The sequence below is a fragment of the Nostoc sp. ATCC 53789 genome, from assembly GCF_009873495.1.
Classification (GTDB): Bacteria; Cyanobacteriota; Cyanobacteriia; order Cyanobacteriales; family Nostocaceae; genus Nostoc; species Nostoc muscorum_A.
Window position 1 is genome coordinate 2,043,468 of the sequence record NZ_CP046703.1, and the last position, 17,918, is coordinate 2,061,385.

Genomic DNA, 17,918 nt, shown 5'->3' on the forward strand with positions numbered 1-17,918 from the left:
TGATTTTGATCAGCTATTCCACATTGAAATTGCACAAACTGGGCGGGCTTTTCGGCCTACCCCACAAGAGTTATGTTTATTCGATTATGCAAATTAGATGTTTTTTAGCTTATCAGTTATCAGTGAACAGTTATCTTTGAACACTGATAACTTCGTATTTGCTGATTAGCCACCAGCCGCAAAAGTCGCCATAATTATCACTGAAAGTAAAATACCAGGAGTAAGTAGTGTTACTAGCATTAGCAGGTCATGGGTGGACATAATTATTACTTTTGTATTGTGTTTAACTTTACAGTATTCACTGTTATGCTAGTCTAAATAAGATTGATACTGCATTCTTAAATAGAGTTTTAACTTTTCAAATTTACCTTTATTCTGGCAGGGTCAATCCTTTGAGTTTTTGAGAAGTTTCTGTATTGTCCAGACCTTTGCTCTGAATTAAGACTCCAAAGCCGCCGAGTCCTGTGGGATCTATAAGTTGGTGTAGTGCATCCCGATGCTGTAGTAACTGCGAGAGAGGTTGCTTTTGCTCGGAAAGGGCTGCAATGCGATCGCCTAACCCCAACGCCATCAAAAATAATCCCTGCTGGATAAAACCAACTTTTTCTAAACTACACCGCTCACCCCAGCGTTCCAAAGCCGTAAAGTCAACGTGGGCAGTGATATCTTGTCGCCCAATATTGATATAAGGATTGTCATGGAAACGATGATGATAATAACACTGTAGTGTTCCCTGCGATCGCCTGGGATTATAGTAACGGCTGGCGGGGTAGCCATAATCAATTGTTAACACATAGCCGCGCTGCAAGCGGTCTGCTACTATACTCAACCAGTCTAGAGCAGCTAAATTAATTTCACTACGGTAGCCATCTGGATATGCACTTTGGGTAAAGTTCATTTCCACTAAGTCTAAATATTCAGCCAGTTGGGGCGTTGAAGGTTCTCCTGTGACTTCTACAAATGCAAAATTTGACCTCTCCCCCAACCCCTCCCCTATGAGGGGAGGGGAGGAAGACTCATCTGAAGAGGATTGGAGGGTTAGGTTTTGTGATGTGGTTACATAAATTTCTCGGAGTTCTCCCATTTCTAGGATGAATTGATGTACGGGGAACGCATCTACTAACTCGTTAGAGAAAAAGCAACCTGCGATCGCATTTGGTAGTATCTCCTCTAGATTGCACCAACGCACCGGGAAATCTTCCAAGCGTTGCTGCTGTTCTTGTCTTAAACTTGGAGACTTTTCAACAATGATGTACTCTAGGGCGGTAAAAAAATCTGGGTAGTACTGTTGATGATATTTAAGGATATGCAAAGCTAGCAGTCCTTGACCTGCTCCCATTTCTACCAGAGAAAAGGGTACAGGTTTTCCTAAAATCTCCCACATCTGGAAAAATTGTTCTGCTAGTAACTCACCAAAGTCAGAACAGAGGTTGGGAGAGGTAAAAAAATCACTATCTTTAAAGCCTATTTTGACTGCATCGCTGGAATAGTAGCCGTATTCAGGGTGGTATAGTGCCAAATCCATGAATTGGGCAAAAGTAATTCGTTTTTGAGGACTGGTGGTAATGTGATTTGCGATCGCTGCACACAGCAAAGCATTGGAATCCATAAAATTTCAGATTTTAGATTGGGGACTACAGAAAACAAATGCTTACCAACGACGGGCTACGCCAACGTCAGCCGAATTAATCGCCTCCAATCGTTAACGCAAAGGCAAGAACCGGACTTGTCCTTCCCATTCTCCTTCTAAGCTACATTCATCTAGCAACAAAATTTCCTCGATCGCTAAACCAACTGAAACACGACGACTGATCTCAAATAAACCAGGCATTGCCAAGCCTACTTGTAATCGTTCATAAGCAAAAGTTGTCATCGTTGCGACATCATGAGTTAGCACCACACGCCTGTTTTGCGCTGCCCATTTTAATACAGTTGGATCGTCTGCTTCAGTCAATCCAACATCCTGAACACGGACAATATCAACATTAATGTTACGACGCAGAACACCACGGATAATCTGATTATTAAAGTTCTCATCAGCCAAAAAACGCAGCATCGTAATTTACCCTTGTGGGTTGCGTCTTGCTAAAAGGCGATCGCGCACTCCAATAGGGTTAAAACGCTTTTCAGCTTCCTGCTGAACTTTCGTGGCAAGTCTTTGACGCTCTAGAAGGTAGGTATCAACCTCACCTTGGTGTTGTAAGTAATAACCAATCACCAAATAGATATCCCAAAGATGAAGCGATGGGTACTGTTCTCTGATCTCTTCTGCTGTAGCCCCTTCAAGGAAAGCTGTAACGACTGTATCTAAAGTGATGCGAGTTTTGCTAATTCTAACAACACCATTTGCATCAGTTACAAGGGGAATCGGGGTAACAGTAGGAATAAGTAGCATTTTAATATCTGGGCAGTGCTGTTTTCCTATGCCCAGTATAAGCCAAATCTAGAAGCAGCCATTTAGATCAAGACATCTGCATAAAAGGCAATTTGTTACTTAGCCACTCACCAACGACACTAGCACACCATTGGGATCGCGGACACGAGCAATCATTTGTCCCCCAGGCTGGCTTTTAGGGGCATCTAATGTTTTTGCACCAGCCCCGATCGCTCTCATGTAAGCGCTGCCAACATCGGGGGTAATAAATGATATCTGAATTAATGTCGGTGGTTGTGTGGGATCGTTGGCATGAAAGCCACCAGGAAATAATTTTTGTGCTTCGCTACTTGAAGAGAAAGCTAGTGTAGTGCTGCCGGTTTCGATTTCCGCCCAGATAGATTGTCCTTTATCCTGGAGAGTGCGACGAACCAGACCAAAAGCTTTTTCGTAAAACTCAACCGTTTTAACTACATCGTCTACCCAGATGACCGTATAACCAAATTTCATAATTCTTTCTCCTTATCTAAAAAAATTGAGAGTTTCAAACCCACGAAGGCGGGTAAAGCCTTGTATAGACGCGGTTTCTAACCGCTCTTTTAACTACGAATGACGAATGACAAATGACGAATTATTTTAGCTTTCCAAAATATTACGATCTGTTGCTAGAGTTTGCGCCCCTGTTTGCATCATTTCTATATCTGATGGCGACCAATCATGAGGCCCTTGACAGTGATGTGCTACTAGCAATCCCCATAATCCTCTAGGGATGACAATTGGTACAACCAAATTAGCGCGAACTTGCAAATTGCGGAGAAAATCTCGGTGACAAGGCTGGATTGGCTCTAATTCAACATCAGCGATCGCCTTTACCCGTCCTGCTAAGTATAAAGCAGCATACTCGTTGTTAAAACAATCATCTGGGCCAGTGGAACCAAGTATTGAAAACTCTTGAGAACTCAAAGATTCAAAAGTCACTTGTCCTTCCCACTGACTGTAAAAATAATACAACACCACCCGATCAACCTGAAGCGATTCTCTGAGTTGATTGGTCGTTTGCCGCACTAACTCATCGCGCTGCATAGTTTTAACAAGGCGATCAAGCAAAATTTGCAAACCCTGTTCACGGCGATCGCGGTTATGGTTAAATTCCGAGTGAGGATGAATTTGCACGGTTCTAAAGTTACGACTAGGTAAATGCTGCCGGATTTATATAGTAATTTATTACACCTTATTTAAATACATTTTTGTATTTATAGCAGCAATTCGATTTTAACGAAACATAATCGTAGTTAACCTTTTTAGGAAATTTAAAATAAATTATTAAGAAACTACAATTTTTAATTCTCACCAAAAATAATTCAAAATTATAAATTTAGTATTAAGAATTTTGGGAATTTACAAATAATATGTTTAGTCTTTCCCAAGTTTGAGGCAATAAATATACTTCAAACTTTAATGTAACAATTTAGTTTGTATTCCTCGTTACAGATATTAGAGAATGTTTGAAAAATCATTTTCACGGTAGCAAAACGTTTTAGATCCCCCTAAATCCCCCTTAAAAAGAGGGACTTTGATTCCGGTTCCCCCCTTTTTTAAGGGGGGTTAGGGGGGATCAAAAGCCTGTAACGCAACTCTATAAGACTTGTATATACACCGTAGCTTTATAAGGGGGTTTAGAGAGGATCAATAAGTGCAAAGATACAGCAAATTACTTTTCAAACAACCGCTTATTCATACTGATAGTATTCTTTGTTTCCATACTCTGTATGATAATGAGAGACTAACAAGAGACTAATTCTGAGTTTCCAAACATTGGCACAAAGTTACGATATGCTGACAATGCCGCTTCTTTAACATTTGCATTCACAATTGGAAAGGTAGTGAGGATGTAGCTAAATTCATCTTCGGTTAAGCCGTAAAGATGTGCTACCATTCCATCGAGTTCGGCGCGGAGTTTGGCGCGTTCTGCTTCGTCGGTAACGCCTTGTTGATGGGAACCTAAACCGACTTCTTGCGCGAGTTCGTCAAATTCTGGTGTGGTGCAGATGAGTTTAGCGGCACGTTGTACAATATCGTTGAAGTTGCGATCGTTTTTTGTTAAACGTGGGACGGGTAGCTGGTAGACATAGAACATATTGAGGTTTGTAGTAACCTTCTGCCGTAAACAGTAATCAATCACCAAACTATTGAATACGGCTGTACTAAATAACATCTCTGAGTTATTCATATTGATTTGATTATTTTCTGAATACCTCAGCGATATTAAAAGTGAATTTCCACAAAATACTGATTTTGGTATAATGCTTGAAATCAGCGATCTTTCATTAGTGCTTGATGCTACTGAGCGGAAACCAAGTCGATAACCTTGATAATCTAAAGTCTGGTCTTTATCAGTTTCATTGCGTCCTAATAAAGCTTTCCTCGCTTCTTGTTCATTCACCCAATATTTTGGTTCAGCAAATAAGTGAGTGAACTGATGAATCATCTTGCCTTCGTAAAGTGCTAATCTTCCTTTACTAAGCTGTTGCTTGAATAAATGACTATCATTCGTCATATCAAACTCACGAGTTAAGCGCAAATTCCATTTATCTTCAATCTTTTCACCCAGCAAAGGGAACTTAGCTATTTTTTCAGCCATGTGGATATCTATCTCGTTCTTAAACTCCATAACCGATAGAGAGTCAGGAGACAAACTGCGAATAAGTGGTACTGAAATTTTAACTCGTTCATCTTTATTTTTGAGAAAAGTCTCTAGCTGATTGACTCTAATAGCTTCATGCGGATTGATACGGAAAGCTGCTGTAAATGAATCAGTAATACCACCCTTTTCAAAAGTCAGCATTGAAAACTTAAACGCATGATGTACTGTATCAAAAACAAACTTTTCATTAGATAATCCAAATAACGTATCAATATTAGTTTGAGAGAATAGCATCTCCCGTAGCTGCTTTGTACCTAAATCAGTATAAATACCTGAAGGTACAATAATGCCGCAAAGTCCGAAATTACATAGAAGATTAAAGCACTGTTCCAGAAATAGTTTATAAAGATTAATATCCGTACCAGCTTTTTTACCATTGACAACGGAAATTTGATTTTTATACTGTTCTGCTGAACGATAATAAGCACTGACATAAGGATATTGACTTTGATATTTTAACCAAGTGTTAGCAACTTCAGTATCTTGTAAAAGTTTCTTCTGTTCTTTCTCAAAATCCTTAATATCCATTTTTTTCTTCGTCACCAAGTCGCTATGCTGTGCAAAGAACTCTTTCGCCTGTGGCTTAAATATTTCCCAAGGTGGATTAGTGATAATCGCATCAAAACCACCGCGTTCTAAAACCTCGTTAAAATGATAACCCCAGTGAAACGGCTTTAAAGCTGCAATATCCTCAACCTTCAAAACCCGCTTCTGTGATTTTCCAGTTAACTGAACTTCCTCATACTTGATACCCAAACGCTTACTAAACTCATCCAACAGCAAAAGATTTAACTTTTCTTGCGATTTTTTGTTGAGTTGTTCAATATTTTTGCGGAGGTGTATCAATCGAGTATCTTGAGGTGTATCTGTATCGGGTAAAACTTTCGGTAAAAAAGCGTGCTTCTTGTACAACTCAACAGATTTATTTTTTTCTTCTAAAATTTTCTTATAATTATCTGCGGCTAAAGACTGTAATAGATTTCCTTGTAGTGAATTACCCACCGCATCAAAAGCCGTGTCATCTACCTTAATCAATCCAATCAGCGAATTACCCGCCATAATATTAAAATCAATATTAGGCAAAGGCTCTAACTCTTCCACATCGTTAGCAGAAGAAACCAATGCTAAGAAAAGACGTAGTTTAGCAATTTCTGTTGCTTCCTCCATGATGTCTATACCATAGAGGTTATCAGAAACAATCCGCTTTTTGATAAAATAAGGTAGTGAGGGATGGGAATTTTCTATATCTTCAAGCTTAGTTTTGAGAATACCATCATCCATCAATTTAATTGTCCCAAACACCGCGCTGTAAACTTGGATAAGCGTCTTCATCGCCGCCACAAGAAAAGCACCAGAACCGCAAGCTGGGTCAAGAATTGATAAATTAGGAAGAATATCATCCATTAGTAGACGACAAACATTTGTATCCAGCTTGATGAGGAGTTCATTAATATCCTCAAATGGCTTATACTTATCAGACTTGTGTTGAGCGAAGTCGAAACACAAAGAATCATTTACGCGGTCTACAATTAACTTGTGAATAGTTCTATCACAGAGATATTCTGTAATTTGCGGTCTAGTATAATAAGCTCCAAAAGCTTTTTGATTAATGTATTTCTCAAAAATATATCCTAAAACATCAGGATTTATCTCATCATCTTTCCCTTCCGGCGTATCATCCAGATTCCAAGAATAACGCCCAAATAAATCTAGAACTTGTTCAAACGCCTCATCAACTATAGAAATCTGATATTTCTCTTCAATATGATGCTTGAGAAATAGTCCACCATTCAGGTATTTAACCTTACCTACCAATTCTTGTACAGATAAATCGCGTTCAATCTCAGGTTTAGCAAAACTTTCAAAAAACAAAGCCTTGAGAAATTCACCATAAAAATGATTTTCAGCTTTTTGTTTACTTTGTTCAAGCTTATTTTGCAGATAATTTAAATCTTTATTATCAATAAAACCCTTACGCTGGAGAAAATAAACAAACATCAGGCGATTGAGAATTACCGATGTATACCAACGTCTATCTATCTCATTATCAATTCCTTTCACAAACAGCAAAAACTTCTGGTGTTGTTCTTGAAATTCCTTGTAAAACTTCTTAGTTACAGGTTCAACATCAAACCCACGTTGTAATTTATAAGCAATTTCAACAACCGTCGGTTCTCCATGTTCTAATTCAGTAATATCAATAACTAAAGAACCAAGCTTGCTTAAAAATAAGTCTCCTGGTTGACCTTTCACATATAAATGGTCACGAACGTAGCTTTTACTTCCTTCTCGTTTCACCCAATACCAAAGACTACGTGTGCGTTCTTCAGTAATAAAAATTAGGAGATTTTCAGCTATAAGTTTAGTAACTTCTTGATGAATAGCAACTCTCACCTTAGCTTCTGGTATGTTTCCATCTGCTGCGGTGACTTCAAAAATTGCAACGCCTGAGAGTTCAGCAATTTTCTGGTATTGATACGTCTTGTTATCAATCTTTAAGGTTTCAGGTTTTTGTCTTGAGGGTTTAGACCAACCTAATTCTTCTATAAATAAATCACTAAATTTGAACTTAGAGAGTAAATCGCGTGTTCGTTGAAAATTAAGCGCCATAATTTACCATGCTTGGAAAATAAAAACCAAGCATGGTAAATTTGCCATTCAGAAAATAAATCTGTGGCTTTAAAAATTAAGTCTGCACTGGCGGACTTTAAGAAACCCTGTTTATAGGAGTTAAATTTTTACCATGCTTTTTATACTTTATAAATCCTTTACATTTAATTAGGCTGAGAAATTATACGTAAAAATTATCAATTTCTCTAAACGCCGGCTTTATTTGTGCTGTTGTGATTTTTAATTGCCAAGTATATTTGCTGATTATTTTATCAAAATGCCTAATTGCTTTATAAAAAGGTCTGTTTACTTTCTCAAAACACTGAAATGCTTTCTAAAAAGAAGCTTTTACTTATTCAAACCCCAGTTTGTTTTCTCATTTCGGTGTTTTCCGCAAGCAAAATGAGCTTTTACTTATTCAAACCCCAGTTTGCTTTCTCATTTTGGTGTTTTCCGCAAGCAAAAGAAGCTTTTACTTATTCAAACCCCAGTTTGCTTTCTCATTTCGGTGTTTTCCGTAAGCAAAATGAGCTTTTACTTTCTCAAACCCCAGTTTGCTTTCTAATTTCGGTATTTTACGTAATATAAGAAAGAAAGACGCGATAAATCGCCGTCTCTACAAAGGGTTAATTATTGTAGAGACGGCGATTCATCGCGTCTATTGCCATTGGGTGTAAGCGCTTTCGATTATCTTGTTGTTCACAAATGATTTAGGATTTTTAAATGGTATAACAATAAACTGATGACAGAAGAACTGGAAAGAGCAGATAATGATAGCCCGTGGAAAGAAATTTTAGAAGCTTATTTTCCCCAAGCAATGCAATTTTTCTTTCCCCAAACAGCAGAACTAATTAATTGGGAACGTCCCCACGAATTTCTCGATAAGGAATTTCAACAAATAGCCCGTGAAGCCGAACTTGGTAGAAGATATGCAGATAAATTAGTTAAAGTCTGGCAAATTCAAGGACAAGAAATTTGGCTATTAATCCATGTAGAAATCCAGTCAAAATCAGAAGACATCTTTGCAGAAAGAATGTTTTCTTACAACCTGCGAATTTTTGACAGATTTGCAAAACCTGCCATCAGTTTGGCAATTTTGTGCGATACAGACCCAACATGGCGACCCAATCAATATAGTTATAATTATCCCAATACCAGGCTTAACTTTGAATTTGGAACTGTCAAGCTGCTGGATTATCAAAATCGTTGGACAGAATTAGAAGCCAGCGACAACCCATTTGCAACTGTAGTAATGGCGCATTTGAAGACGCAGCAAACAAGTAAAAAGCTAGGAGAACGTAAAGCTTGGAAATTTAGTCTGATTCGCCGATTGTATGAATTAGGATTGCAAGAAAAAGATATTCGTAACCTTTATCGATTTATTGATTGGGTTATGATTTTACCAAAAGCCTTGGAAGCAGAATTTTGGCAAGAGTTTAAGCAATTTGAGCAGGAGCGAACTATGAGCTACATTACCACAGGCGAGCGCATTGGTTACGAGCGAGGAAAACAAGAACAAGGACAAACCCTCGTATTACGGCAACTACAAAAACGGGTAGGAGAGTTACCACAAGAGGTTCGGGGGCGAATTCAAACTCTTTCTTTAGAGCAATTAGAAGCACTTGGCGAGGCTTTATTGGATTTTACAGCCATTGAGGATTTATTTAACTGGTTGGAAGCAAATCAAACAGTGCATTAAACGTAGGTTGAGTGAAGCGGAGCGCAACCCAACAAATATCAGGATGTTGGGTTACGCAAAGCCTCCACCCAACCTACAATTTTTTTACTAAATAATAAAGACGCGATAAATCGCCGTCTCTACAAGGGGCTAATTATTGTAGAGACGGCGATTTATTATGTCTCTTACATTAATTACGAATTACGAATTACAAAATAATCCTAATGAACAAATAATCTGAGGTTCTCGCTTATCCAGTTCTTCTGTCACAATACACAAACGGTCATCCATGCGTAACGACACAACTAAATCAGCCAACACCTGATTATTAATACCACTTCTCAGTTGACGATTCAGAGTATCAATAGCTGACTGTCGCAAAGGATAACGGTAAATTTCATCAATTGCTTTTAAAAGTTCTTCGCTAACAAATAGTGTTCCTTTCATTTCTTGAACATAACTTTTCAGTCGTTCATAAGTGCGGAACCTTGCACCTGATGGTCGCCCTAATTGACCGCCGGCATTTTTCTCTTCTTCAGCAATCAATTCAGCACCTTTTTGTACTAACTTGTGATGCTGTTTATCTCTGGGTATCGCTGGGGTAGATTCTTCACACGCCGCCACTCGCAGAACTGCTAACTGTGATTGAGTAACGCTATTTCCATCGCGGTCAACATAAATCAAAGAATCATTTCCTTCTGTGGTTTTCATATAAAGTAATACCCCCTCTGGTTGCACAGGTTGGGGAATATGGGCGCGGGTAGAATAAACCACATTTTGCATTTCTTCAATCGTTTTTTTCAAACCCGGATTACCATCGGTGGCTTTTTTCCAAATTTGAAATGCTTCTGAAGTCAAATCAACTTCTGTATCTTCTTCGCCATCTAAAACTCCAGATTTCTCGTTGTAGAGGTCAAGAATTACTCGTGCATCATCATCTTCAAAAAAAGCTTCATCAGTTCCCACCACTTCCGCATTTTCTTGCAGTCGTTTACGGAGTCGTCCCCGCAAATTAATAATCCGTTCTACTCCCTCGGCTGGTAGAAAAGAATAACAGAGAATTTTATCAGCATTTTGGCCAATGCGGTCTACTCTTCCCGCACGTTGAATTAAGCGAATAATTGCCCAAGGTAAATCCCAATTGACGATAATTGCACAGTCTTGCAAATTATGACCTTCACTCAAAACATCGGTAGCGATTAAAATACGCAACTCATCTGATGATGAAACTTGCTCACGTTTTCCATTACTCACAGGGCTAAATCTTCCCGTCATTACTGTCGGGTCTTTAGATTGTCCTGTCACCCCAGCTACATTAGTAATATGACTCAACTGCAAATTATCTTCAAGGTAGCGGACTGTATCAGCAAACTGAGTGAAAATTAGTACTTTATCTTGAGGGTGAGTTTTTGTTAGCAGTTTGATTAAAGCTGCCAGTTTTTCATCCTTTTGAGGATTCCAATCGCCACACTGTTGCAGTATATTAATTAATGCTTTGGCATCTTCTAATAAATCCCGTTTCAGTTTTTTAATATCAAAAAGTGTAGAACGCAACCACTTAAATCTTCGTTGATATCGGGTGGTATATTCTTGGTAAATTGATTCTGCTCTTTGACGAAATATTTTTTCTGTTTTAAATGCCTTTTCATCCTCGTCTGGAAAACCTCTCTCCTGCAAGGAGAGAGGCTTTGAATTCTCCCCCTTCCCTAGTAGGTAAGGGGGTTGGGGGGTTAGGTCAGAATCATCATCTTCTATTTCTGTATCAAACAAGGCTGCTACAACAGAATCAGCATCTTCATCATTATTCCTTGTATCTAATAACTCAGCTTCTTGAGTTCCAATAGGAATATCAAGACCTTGCTCTAAAGCATATAAATAAATGAAGTTCCGTAATATATGGCGTTCAATTGATTGGATAAAAGCAACGCCACTACTTTCCAGACGTTTAAATAAATTAGTGCGAGAAAAACCCATTAACCTCCTACCGCCACGAAATAAGCTATTAATAAACCGTTGCTCAGTGTCTGTAGGCAGCTGTTTTTGTTTAGCAATAACGTAATTTCCTAGCCCATAACGAGGTAAATTCAGTTGATTAATGACTTCTACTACTAACTCAGAGTAAAGACGAGCATAAAAGTCTGTGTTAGAACCTTCTAAAGGAAACTTGAGACTACGAGGTAAACGCTGAGGAAAATAAGAACGTCTCCCATCGGAAAATTCTAAATATTTCCGCCCTGTTTCATCTGTGTGGGCATAATTATCTTTAATAAAAGAGCGAGTGCGCCGCACCATGTAACGCTTCATCAATTCTCGCCAGTCATCAGGGTGTTCGCTTTTTTCAAAAGCAGCTAAAGAACGTACAGAACACTGATGCTTTCTAATAAACTCCAATTCTCCTATCGAACTACCACCCAGTTCATTAATTAAAGCTTCTGGTCTTAATCCTAAATCTTGGTCTTCTGGCACAAATAACCGCAATTGGGCAGAAAGGTCAAGGTAACTTTTATTGTAAGGAGTCGCAGATAATAATATACATTTACTTTCGTTAGCAGCAATATATTCTATTATTGTTCGATAACGTTTGCCTTCGCGGTTCCGTAAATTATGACTTTCATCAATTAACACAACTCGATAACGCCGGAGTGTTGGTAATTTATTTTGTACTTGACTAATTGGCATAATTTCGGCAAGTAACCGATAGTTATCTTTATATTCTTGCCACATTGAAACTAGGTTTTTTGGGCAAATAATCAGCGTTTCTAAATAACAATCTTCTTGTAATATCTTCGCCAGGGCGGTTCCAACTAAAGTTTTGCCTAAACCGACCACATCACCCACTAACACACCACCACGCCTAGTTACATGACGTGCTGCTAGCTGTACGGCGGCTTTTTGGAAGTCAAATAAGTTGTTAAATTCGCGGGGGATACGAAATTCTGAAAGTCCGGCGATCGCTTCATGGGATAAGTGGTAAGCTATCTTGAGGTAGATGTAGTAAGGCGAAACTAGCTCTTGTCTAGCCCAACTCTGGTCAATAATTTCTGCCAATTCTTGGGAAATATCTACACAACCGTAATCTTGCCAGCGATCGCTAAACCACTTTTGCAGTTTATTACAAGCATCGTGGTCTAAAATATCTACATTTAACTCCCCTTGTTTCGCCAATCCGGGAAGGGTTAAATTACTACTACCCAAGAATCCCACAGTTGGGGTATTAGGGTCATTGCGATGCACAAGATATAACTTGGCGTGGAGATAATGACGCAAAAACAGTTTAATAATTACCTTCTGACTTTTTAGCTGATGACTTAACCGCCGTAACCCCGCTTCATCTTGATTAGTCGGCGCACCGATAGTCAACTGCTGGCGAAATTCCGCCGCCATACGTTTTTTAAACCGCACAATGCTACTGTTATCAATCCGTCCATCACCACTAACAAGGCTAAATGCTGCATAAACTTCATCACTGGGTAAGCTTTGCATCCCAATTAGCAAACGACAACAAGCATTTTCACTACCAACATACTGTTCGACTAAATCATCAATTCTTCGCCAACCTCTGAGGTTGAAGTAGCCAACACAAAAATCTGCCCGATAAGAGACTTTGAGGGTTTCTCGTAAAATCGGTAGTAATTGTAAATCAATGTTGTCAAATATCCGAGGCATTATTTAAAACTCGACAAATATTTTGTACTTATGTTATATAAGTAAAAAATATTTCTAGCCAGAGAAATCAAATTAACGTTAAAAGGGCGGTTAAAAAACAATGCAGTTCAGTTAAGCATTTCTTTATTCTCTCAGTGCCCTCTGCGTCTCTGTGGTTCGTAAAAAATTGACTTTGACAAAGAGTTTTAGCCTTAACTGAACCGTATTGGGTTAAAAAAAGCTTTATAATCATCAGTTTTACCCAATACTAAAAAAATAGAGCAGTTGTATTACAATACAACTGCTCTAAAATTGCCTAGATAGATATTTTCTACCTATCCACAGACCCCATAATTACGTCAACACTACCGAGAATGACCACAATATCTGCAACCTTCATGCCGCGCAGTAAATGTGGAACAATCTGGAGGTTGTTGAAATCTGCGGCGCGAATCTTCCAACGTGCAGGGAAGACATTATCATCACCAACCAAGTAAATTCCCAATTCACCTTTACCACTTTCTACACGGGCGTAGATTTCACCCTTCGGAATCTTAAAAGTGGGGGAAACTTTTTTACCGATGAATTGGTAATCAAATGCGTCCCATTCAGATTTTTTACCTGCGGCTAAACGCTTGGCTTCCAGATTTTCGTAAGGGCCGCCAGGAAGTCCTTTAATTGCTTGGCGAATAATCTTCACAGATTCGCGCATTTCCCGCATCCGCACTACGTAACGGGCAAAGCAATCACCTGCGGTTTCCCACTGTACATCCCAGTCGAAATCGTCGTAACATTCGTAATGGTCAACTTTCCGCAAATCCCATTGCACACCAGAAGCGCGTAACATTGGGCCAGAAAGTCCCCAGTTAATTGCTTCTTCACGGGTGATAGTCCCAATACCCTCAACACGTCGCCGGAAAATGGGGTTATCTGTTACCAAACGTTCGTACTCATCAATTTTAGGCAATAAGTACTCGCAAAATTCCAGACACTTATCTACCCAACCGTAAGGTAAATCAGCCGCTACTCCACCAACGCGGAAGTAGTTATTATTTACCATCCGATAACCTGTAGCAGCTTCCCACAAATCATAAATCATCTCCCGTTCGCGGAATTGGTAGAAGAAGGGAGTTTGAGCGCCTACGTCAGCTAAGAAGGGGCCAAACCATAGCAAGTGGTTAGCAATGCGGTTCAACTCCAGCATAATCACGCGGATGTAGCTAGCGCGTTTGGGGACAGCGATACCTGCAAGCTTTTCTGGGGCGTTAACAGTGACAGCTTCGTTGAACATTCCCGCAGCGTAGTCCCAGCGACTAACGTAAGGGACGTACATTACATTAGTGCGGTTCTCAGCAATTTTTTCCATTCCCCGGTGCAGGTAGCCGATGACCGGTTCACAGTCAACGACATCCTCGCCATCCAGAGTCATGATTAGCCGCAGAACCCCGTGCATTGAGGGGTGGTGTGGCCCCATGTTTAGCACCATTGGTTCAGTGCGGGTTTCTAGTCTGGTCATAGATTTCGTGTTCTCCTGTTGTGTTCGTGTAGCGTGCCAAAGGCAAGATTTTGAATTGAACCGCGTAGATGCCAACCAGACCCGATTTATCTAGTCTGCCAAGCCAAAGTTAAGCTTGCAGGAGCAATACTTTTAAGAAAACTGCCTTAAGGCGTTTATAATGTATTGCCCATACAGGGGTATGTTGGAGAGGGAGTGACAGAGGAGGGACTTTACTTGATGTTTAATTTTGTTGCACTTCTTCAACTATTATATGGAAGCTTGATCTGCACTTAATTAAGACATCGGATTTTTTTATAAGTAAGGCAGCCTGAAAACCCTTGAGGAACAGGCACAAAGCGCCGTATTCCGTACTTCAGGCATGTTGGTGCGATGTCTACGACAGGCTACGCCTACGTAAACAAGCATTGCAGTTGATCGTCCGAAAAGGCAACAGTTGTAGGCAAGTCAGGATTATCCAAGTAATTAAGTACGATTAAACCGAAGTATGTAAAATTTTATAGGATTAAAGGGTAAAAGTTTTTCTTTTATCCTTTCCCTTTACCGTTGTGAATATAACGTGAGTTTAATTACTGCGATCGCATAGATTGCTAACCAAAATAACTGATTTTGCTTTGTCTGCAAAGCGATCGCAATTGGATTAATCTTGTACCAAGTAAAAATGCGATCGCATTCATTAACGATCCCATCAAGGTCTATAATTATTGATTTTGATTATTTGAGACCACAGTACTGGTTTTGTCATTTTCTAGTTCTCTCATTAGAGAATCAAAACCACTAGCGTTGTTTCCACCTTTAGACAATAAAGACTGAATTTTATTTATTATTGCACTCATATTGTCAGAGAAAAATCTACCAAGATTATTCACAAAGTTTTTCAGTTTCTCAAATATACTAATTTCTACAGTTGAGTACTTATTCACAATTGGATATACAATTTTTCCTTTTTCTGTTTCATAGTACTCTTGCTCAGGCATCAACATAGATGTAAGTGGTTGCACCTGTTTTGCCATATCTGCTTCGGTTCGCTTATGGCTGAGGAATAAAACATCGTAAACCTTTCCGTTCCAGCTAGCCCAATAATGGTTTTGGAAAAACCACCGCTTACCATCATCACAATTAGGCTTTTTGCCTTGGTATGGTGTAACTCCAGCTTCACTCAAAAAAGGTTTGGCAATGCTTTCAACTGTTATTTTTTCGATGCCAAAATATTCTTCTGCAACTTTTTTAAACGCACGAGCTAATGTCTGACAATCTCCTTCTGGAGAGCCTTTCAAGAGAGTTTCTTGGCTCTTGCTCACCATTGTGTATTGAAATTGGATATTGCCAAAGTTTTTGAATAGTTGTTCTAAGATTTTATCTTCTGGTAATGTGTCGTCTATCCCATTTACTAATGTTTTCGCTAGTGAGTAATCTTGTAAAAATTTTTGTTTTTTATTTGCTGAGTTATTTGCTGCTAATATTTCTTCAGAATTTGCTGGCTCGTTTCTGTTACCTGGTAAGGTCGTCTGTTGTCCTTCCTGGCTTTGCAAAATAGGTGGATTAAGTTGGCTAACTACAGAATTAGCTACTCTATCAGCTTCTTGCTCATACTGATCTCCTTGTTGACCAACAGTGAGTTTTGGCTGTATTAGTGGTTCTTGAAGGGGTTGCATTTGTGCCAGTGACACAGTACCAGCACGTTTGATCGCCATTTTGTCAATGTTATGACCAAACTGAAAAGAGTGTTCCTTTCCTTGCTGCAACGACTCATTCATCTTTGCCTGTAATACTGTGAGTCGTTCCTGTCCGTCTGGCGTGATCGTGCCATGCTTGGCTTGGATTTGGAGTTTTGTTGCCTCGAACTGATACTCTTGAAATTTCTGATTTTCTACTTTTGCCTGTAGTATGGGCTTGTTGGAGCCAAGTGGAGAGTGAGTAGTTAAAAGGTGAGATCGCAACTGACCTTGCTCTGACTTAGAAGCGGATGAGTCAGCTTTTTTGTGGATTTGTAGCCGTTCTTTCATCGCTGGTTTCAAAAGTCAATAGTGGTTAATCTATATATTATGTCACTTCAGATTGCTTGATTACTTATACTTAAGTCGAATACTGTTAAAACGTATCATCACGCGAGGGGCGACCTAATTCTTAAAACCCCACTTCCATTCCTCTCCCCGAAAGGTCGAGAAGCTTTGATTATTGCTCCCCAACGCTAGTAGGGAAGGGGTTGGGGTTAGGTCTGAGAGAAAGTTTCACACGGCGTTATCATCTATTTTTTCTACAAGGCTGGCGCAAACCATAGCTGAAACCTTCATTTTCAGCTAAGAGCAATTCATGTAGACGCAAAGTCGCTTCCCGCAGGGTATTGCCCAGTTTTGTGTCGGTTAAGAACGCCGTACATTCAAGCAACACCATTCTTTCCGTTTCCACAGGGTAGCAACGACCCAACCATTTTGTTCTAAAGCGTCAGCAACAGCTTTAGATTGTTCTAGTAAAATACCACTGAAGATCGCCCAAGTTTCAGGTTTAGCGATCGCACTCATTTCGGGAATCAACTCAATAATTACATGAGCCAAAATATTGCAAACTATACCATCCACGGGTTTCTCAAGCAGTTTTGTCAAAACATCTACACTTCCCAGTGCTGGTAGTAAACGTTCTGAGCCAATGTCATTCAGGACACCATTACTGATAGTTGATTGCACCGCTAAAGGGTCATTATCTACTGCATAGACTTTTTTGGCTCCCAGTAGCAGCGCCCCAATGGAAAGGATACCAGAACCACAGCCAATATCTGCAATTACCAGATGTTCATGTTTGCCACTATTACCTACAAATGACTGAGGAATTCCACTCAACCGCATTTCTAGTGATTCCAAACATAACTGAGTGGTGGCATGGTTGCCCGTACCAAATGCTACACCAGGGTCAAGACGAATTACCAACCGTTCTGTTGTTTCTGGTAATGGTAGCCACGCGGGGTTGATTAGGAAGCGATCGCCAATTTCTTGGGGATGCCAATATTGTTTCCAGCTAGTTGCCCAATCTTCCTCATCAATTAACTGCCATTGCAGAGAAGGAGATGAAACTCCTACACAAAGGGCATCTTGACGCAGCCACAGTGATAAAGCTGCCAAATCTAGTAGCTGTGTTTGAATTGTCGATAAATAAGCCCTAACTAAAGATGAATTTCCTTTGTTTTCACTAGCTGTTCCACGACAGCCAAAATCTTCCAGTCGCCAAAAGATCGAATCTTCTAGGTCTGGCTCACATAAAATCTGTAGTTCCCACCAGGTGTTTGCCATTTTTGAGTGCTGTTAGCGCTAGCGGGGCGTTCAGCCCGTGCTGAGTGCTGAGTGCTGAGTTTGAGAGAGTTATGAGTTATCAGTTAGGAGTTAGGAGCTTTTAACTC

The 17,918-nt window shown here is 39.7% G+C and carries 11 protein-coding genes; 1 reads left to right on the forward strand and 10 read right to left on the reverse strand.

Annotated elements, in window-relative coordinates; genetic code table 11:
* Nucleotides 1-370: 370 nt before the first annotated feature.
* From GJB62_RS08350 to GJB62_RS08375, 6 genes are all read right to left on the reverse strand, one after another.
* Nucleotides 371-1,609 carry a class I SAM-dependent methyltransferase gene (locus tag GJB62_RS08350; RefSeq protein ID WP_114085288.1) on the reverse strand — a complete coding sequence of 413 codons (1,239 nt, stop codon included), beginning with the start codon at nucleotides 1,607-1,609 and terminating at the stop codon, nucleotides 371-373.
* Nucleotides 1,610-1,702: 93 nt separating this feature from the next.
* A complete protein-coding gene (locus tag GJB62_RS08355) occupies nucleotides 1,703-2,056 on the reverse strand; it encodes a DUF5615 family PIN-like protein (RefSeq protein WP_114085289.1) in 354 nt (117 codons plus the stop codon).
* Nucleotides 2,057-2,062: 6 nt separating this feature from the next.
* Nucleotides 2,063-2,395 carry a DUF433 domain-containing protein gene (locus tag GJB62_RS08360; RefSeq protein WP_114085290.1) on the reverse strand — a complete coding sequence of 111 codons (333 nt, stop codon included), beginning with the start codon at nucleotides 2,393-2,395 and terminating at the stop codon, nucleotides 2,063-2,065.
* Nucleotides 2,396-2,494: 99 nt separating this feature from the next.
* Nucleotides 2,495-2,884 carry a VOC family protein gene (locus GJB62_RS08365; RefSeq protein ID WP_114085291.1) on the reverse strand — a complete coding sequence of 130 codons (390 nt, stop codon included), beginning with the start codon at nucleotides 2,882-2,884 and terminating at the stop codon, nucleotides 2,495-2,497.
* 126 nt (nucleotides 2,885-3,010) lie between these two features.
* Nucleotides 3,011-3,547, reverse strand: a complete 537-nt coding sequence (locus tag GJB62_RS08370) for a GAF domain-containing protein (RefSeq protein ID WP_114085292.1) — start codon at nucleotides 3,545-3,547, stop codon at nucleotides 3,011-3,013.
* A 610-nt stretch (nucleotides 3,548-4,157) separates the two neighbouring features.
* Complete coding sequence (locus GJB62_RS08375) at nucleotides 4,158-7,688, reverse strand: DNA methyltransferase (protein ID WP_114085293.1); 3,531 nt, start codon at nucleotides 7,686-7,688, stop codon at nucleotides 4,158-4,160.
* Between the two features lie 742 nt (nucleotides 7,689-8,430).
* On the opposite strand from GJB62_RS08375, the gene GJB62_RS08380 reads away from it, so the two are divergent.
* Nucleotides 8,431-9,387 (forward strand): DUF4351 domain-containing protein, encoded by a 957-nt coding sequence (locus GJB62_RS08380; protein ID WP_114085294.1) that lies wholly within the window; start codon nucleotides 8,431-8,433, stop codon nucleotides 9,385-9,387.
* A 180-nt stretch (nucleotides 9,388-9,567) separates the two neighbouring features.
* On the opposite strand, the gene GJB62_RS08385 is transcribed toward GJB62_RS08380, so the two are convergent.
* From GJB62_RS08385 to prmA, 4 genes are all read right to left on the reverse strand, one after another.
* The gene (locus tag GJB62_RS08385) at nucleotides 9,568-13,032 is read right to left on the reverse strand and encodes a helicase-related protein (protein WP_114085295.1); all 3,465 of its coding nucleotides are present in this window, start codon (nucleotides 13,030-13,032) and stop codon (nucleotides 9,568-9,570) included.
* A gap of 310 nt (nucleotides 13,033-13,342) precedes the next feature.
* Nucleotides 13,343-14,527 (reverse strand): NAD(P)H-quinone oxidoreductase subunit H, encoded by a 1,185-nt coding sequence (locus tag GJB62_RS08390; protein WP_114085296.1) that lies wholly within the window; start codon nucleotides 14,525-14,527, stop codon nucleotides 13,343-13,345.
* 701 nt (nucleotides 14,528-15,228) lie between these two features.
* The gene (locus tag GJB62_RS08395) at nucleotides 15,229-16,533 is read right to left on the reverse strand and encodes a hypothetical protein (RefSeq protein ID WP_114085297.1); all 1,305 of its coding nucleotides are present in this window, start codon (nucleotides 16,531-16,533) and stop codon (nucleotides 15,229-15,231) included.
* Between the two features lie 357 nt (nucleotides 16,534-16,890).
* A complete protein-coding gene (gene prmA / locus GJB62_RS08400) occupies nucleotides 16,891-17,811 on the reverse strand; it encodes a 50S ribosomal protein L11 methyltransferase (protein WP_114085298.1) in 921 nt (306 codons plus the stop codon).
* Between the last annotated feature and the right edge of the window lie 107 nt (nucleotides 17,812-17,918).

Excerpts from the sequence above, each read along its gene's own strand:
- prmA (WP_114085298.1), bottom strand. The coding sequence starts at position 17,811 with ATGGCAAACACCTGGTGGGAACTACAGATTTTATGTGAGCCAGACCTA.
- GJB62_RS08395 (WP_114085297.1), bottom strand. The coding sequence starts at position 16,533 with ATGAAAGAACGGCTACAAATCCACAAAAAAGCTGACTCATCCGCTTCT.
- GJB62_RS08390 (WP_114085296.1), bottom strand. The coding sequence starts at position 14,527 with ATGACCAGACTAGAAACCCGCACTGAACCAATGGTGCTAAACATGGGG.
- GJB62_RS08365 (WP_114085291.1), bottom strand. The coding sequence starts at position 2,884 with ATGAAATTTGGTTATACGGTCATCTGGGTAGACGATGTAGTTAAAACG.
- GJB62_RS08380 (WP_114085294.1), top strand. The coding sequence starts at position 8,431 with ATGACAGAAGAACTGGAAAGAGCAGATAATGATAGCCCGTGGAAAGAA.
- GJB62_RS08375 (WP_114085293.1), bottom strand. The coding sequence starts at position 7,688 with ATGGCGCTTAATTTTCAACGAACACGCGATTTACTCTCTAAGTTCAAA.
- GJB62_RS08350 (WP_114085288.1), bottom strand. The coding sequence starts at position 1,609 with ATGGATTCCAATGCTTTGCTGTGTGCAGCGATCGCAAATCACATTACC.
- GJB62_RS08355 (WP_114085289.1), bottom strand. The coding sequence starts at position 2,056 with ATGCTGCGTTTTTTGGCTGATGAGAACTTTAATAATCAGATTATCCGT.
- GJB62_RS08385 (WP_114085295.1), bottom strand. The coding sequence starts at position 13,032 with ATGCCTCGGATATTTGACAACATTGATTTACAATTACTACCGATTTTA.
- GJB62_RS08360 (WP_114085290.1), bottom strand. The coding sequence starts at position 2,395 with ATGCTACTTATTCCTACTGTTACCCCGATTCCCCTTGTAACTGATGCA.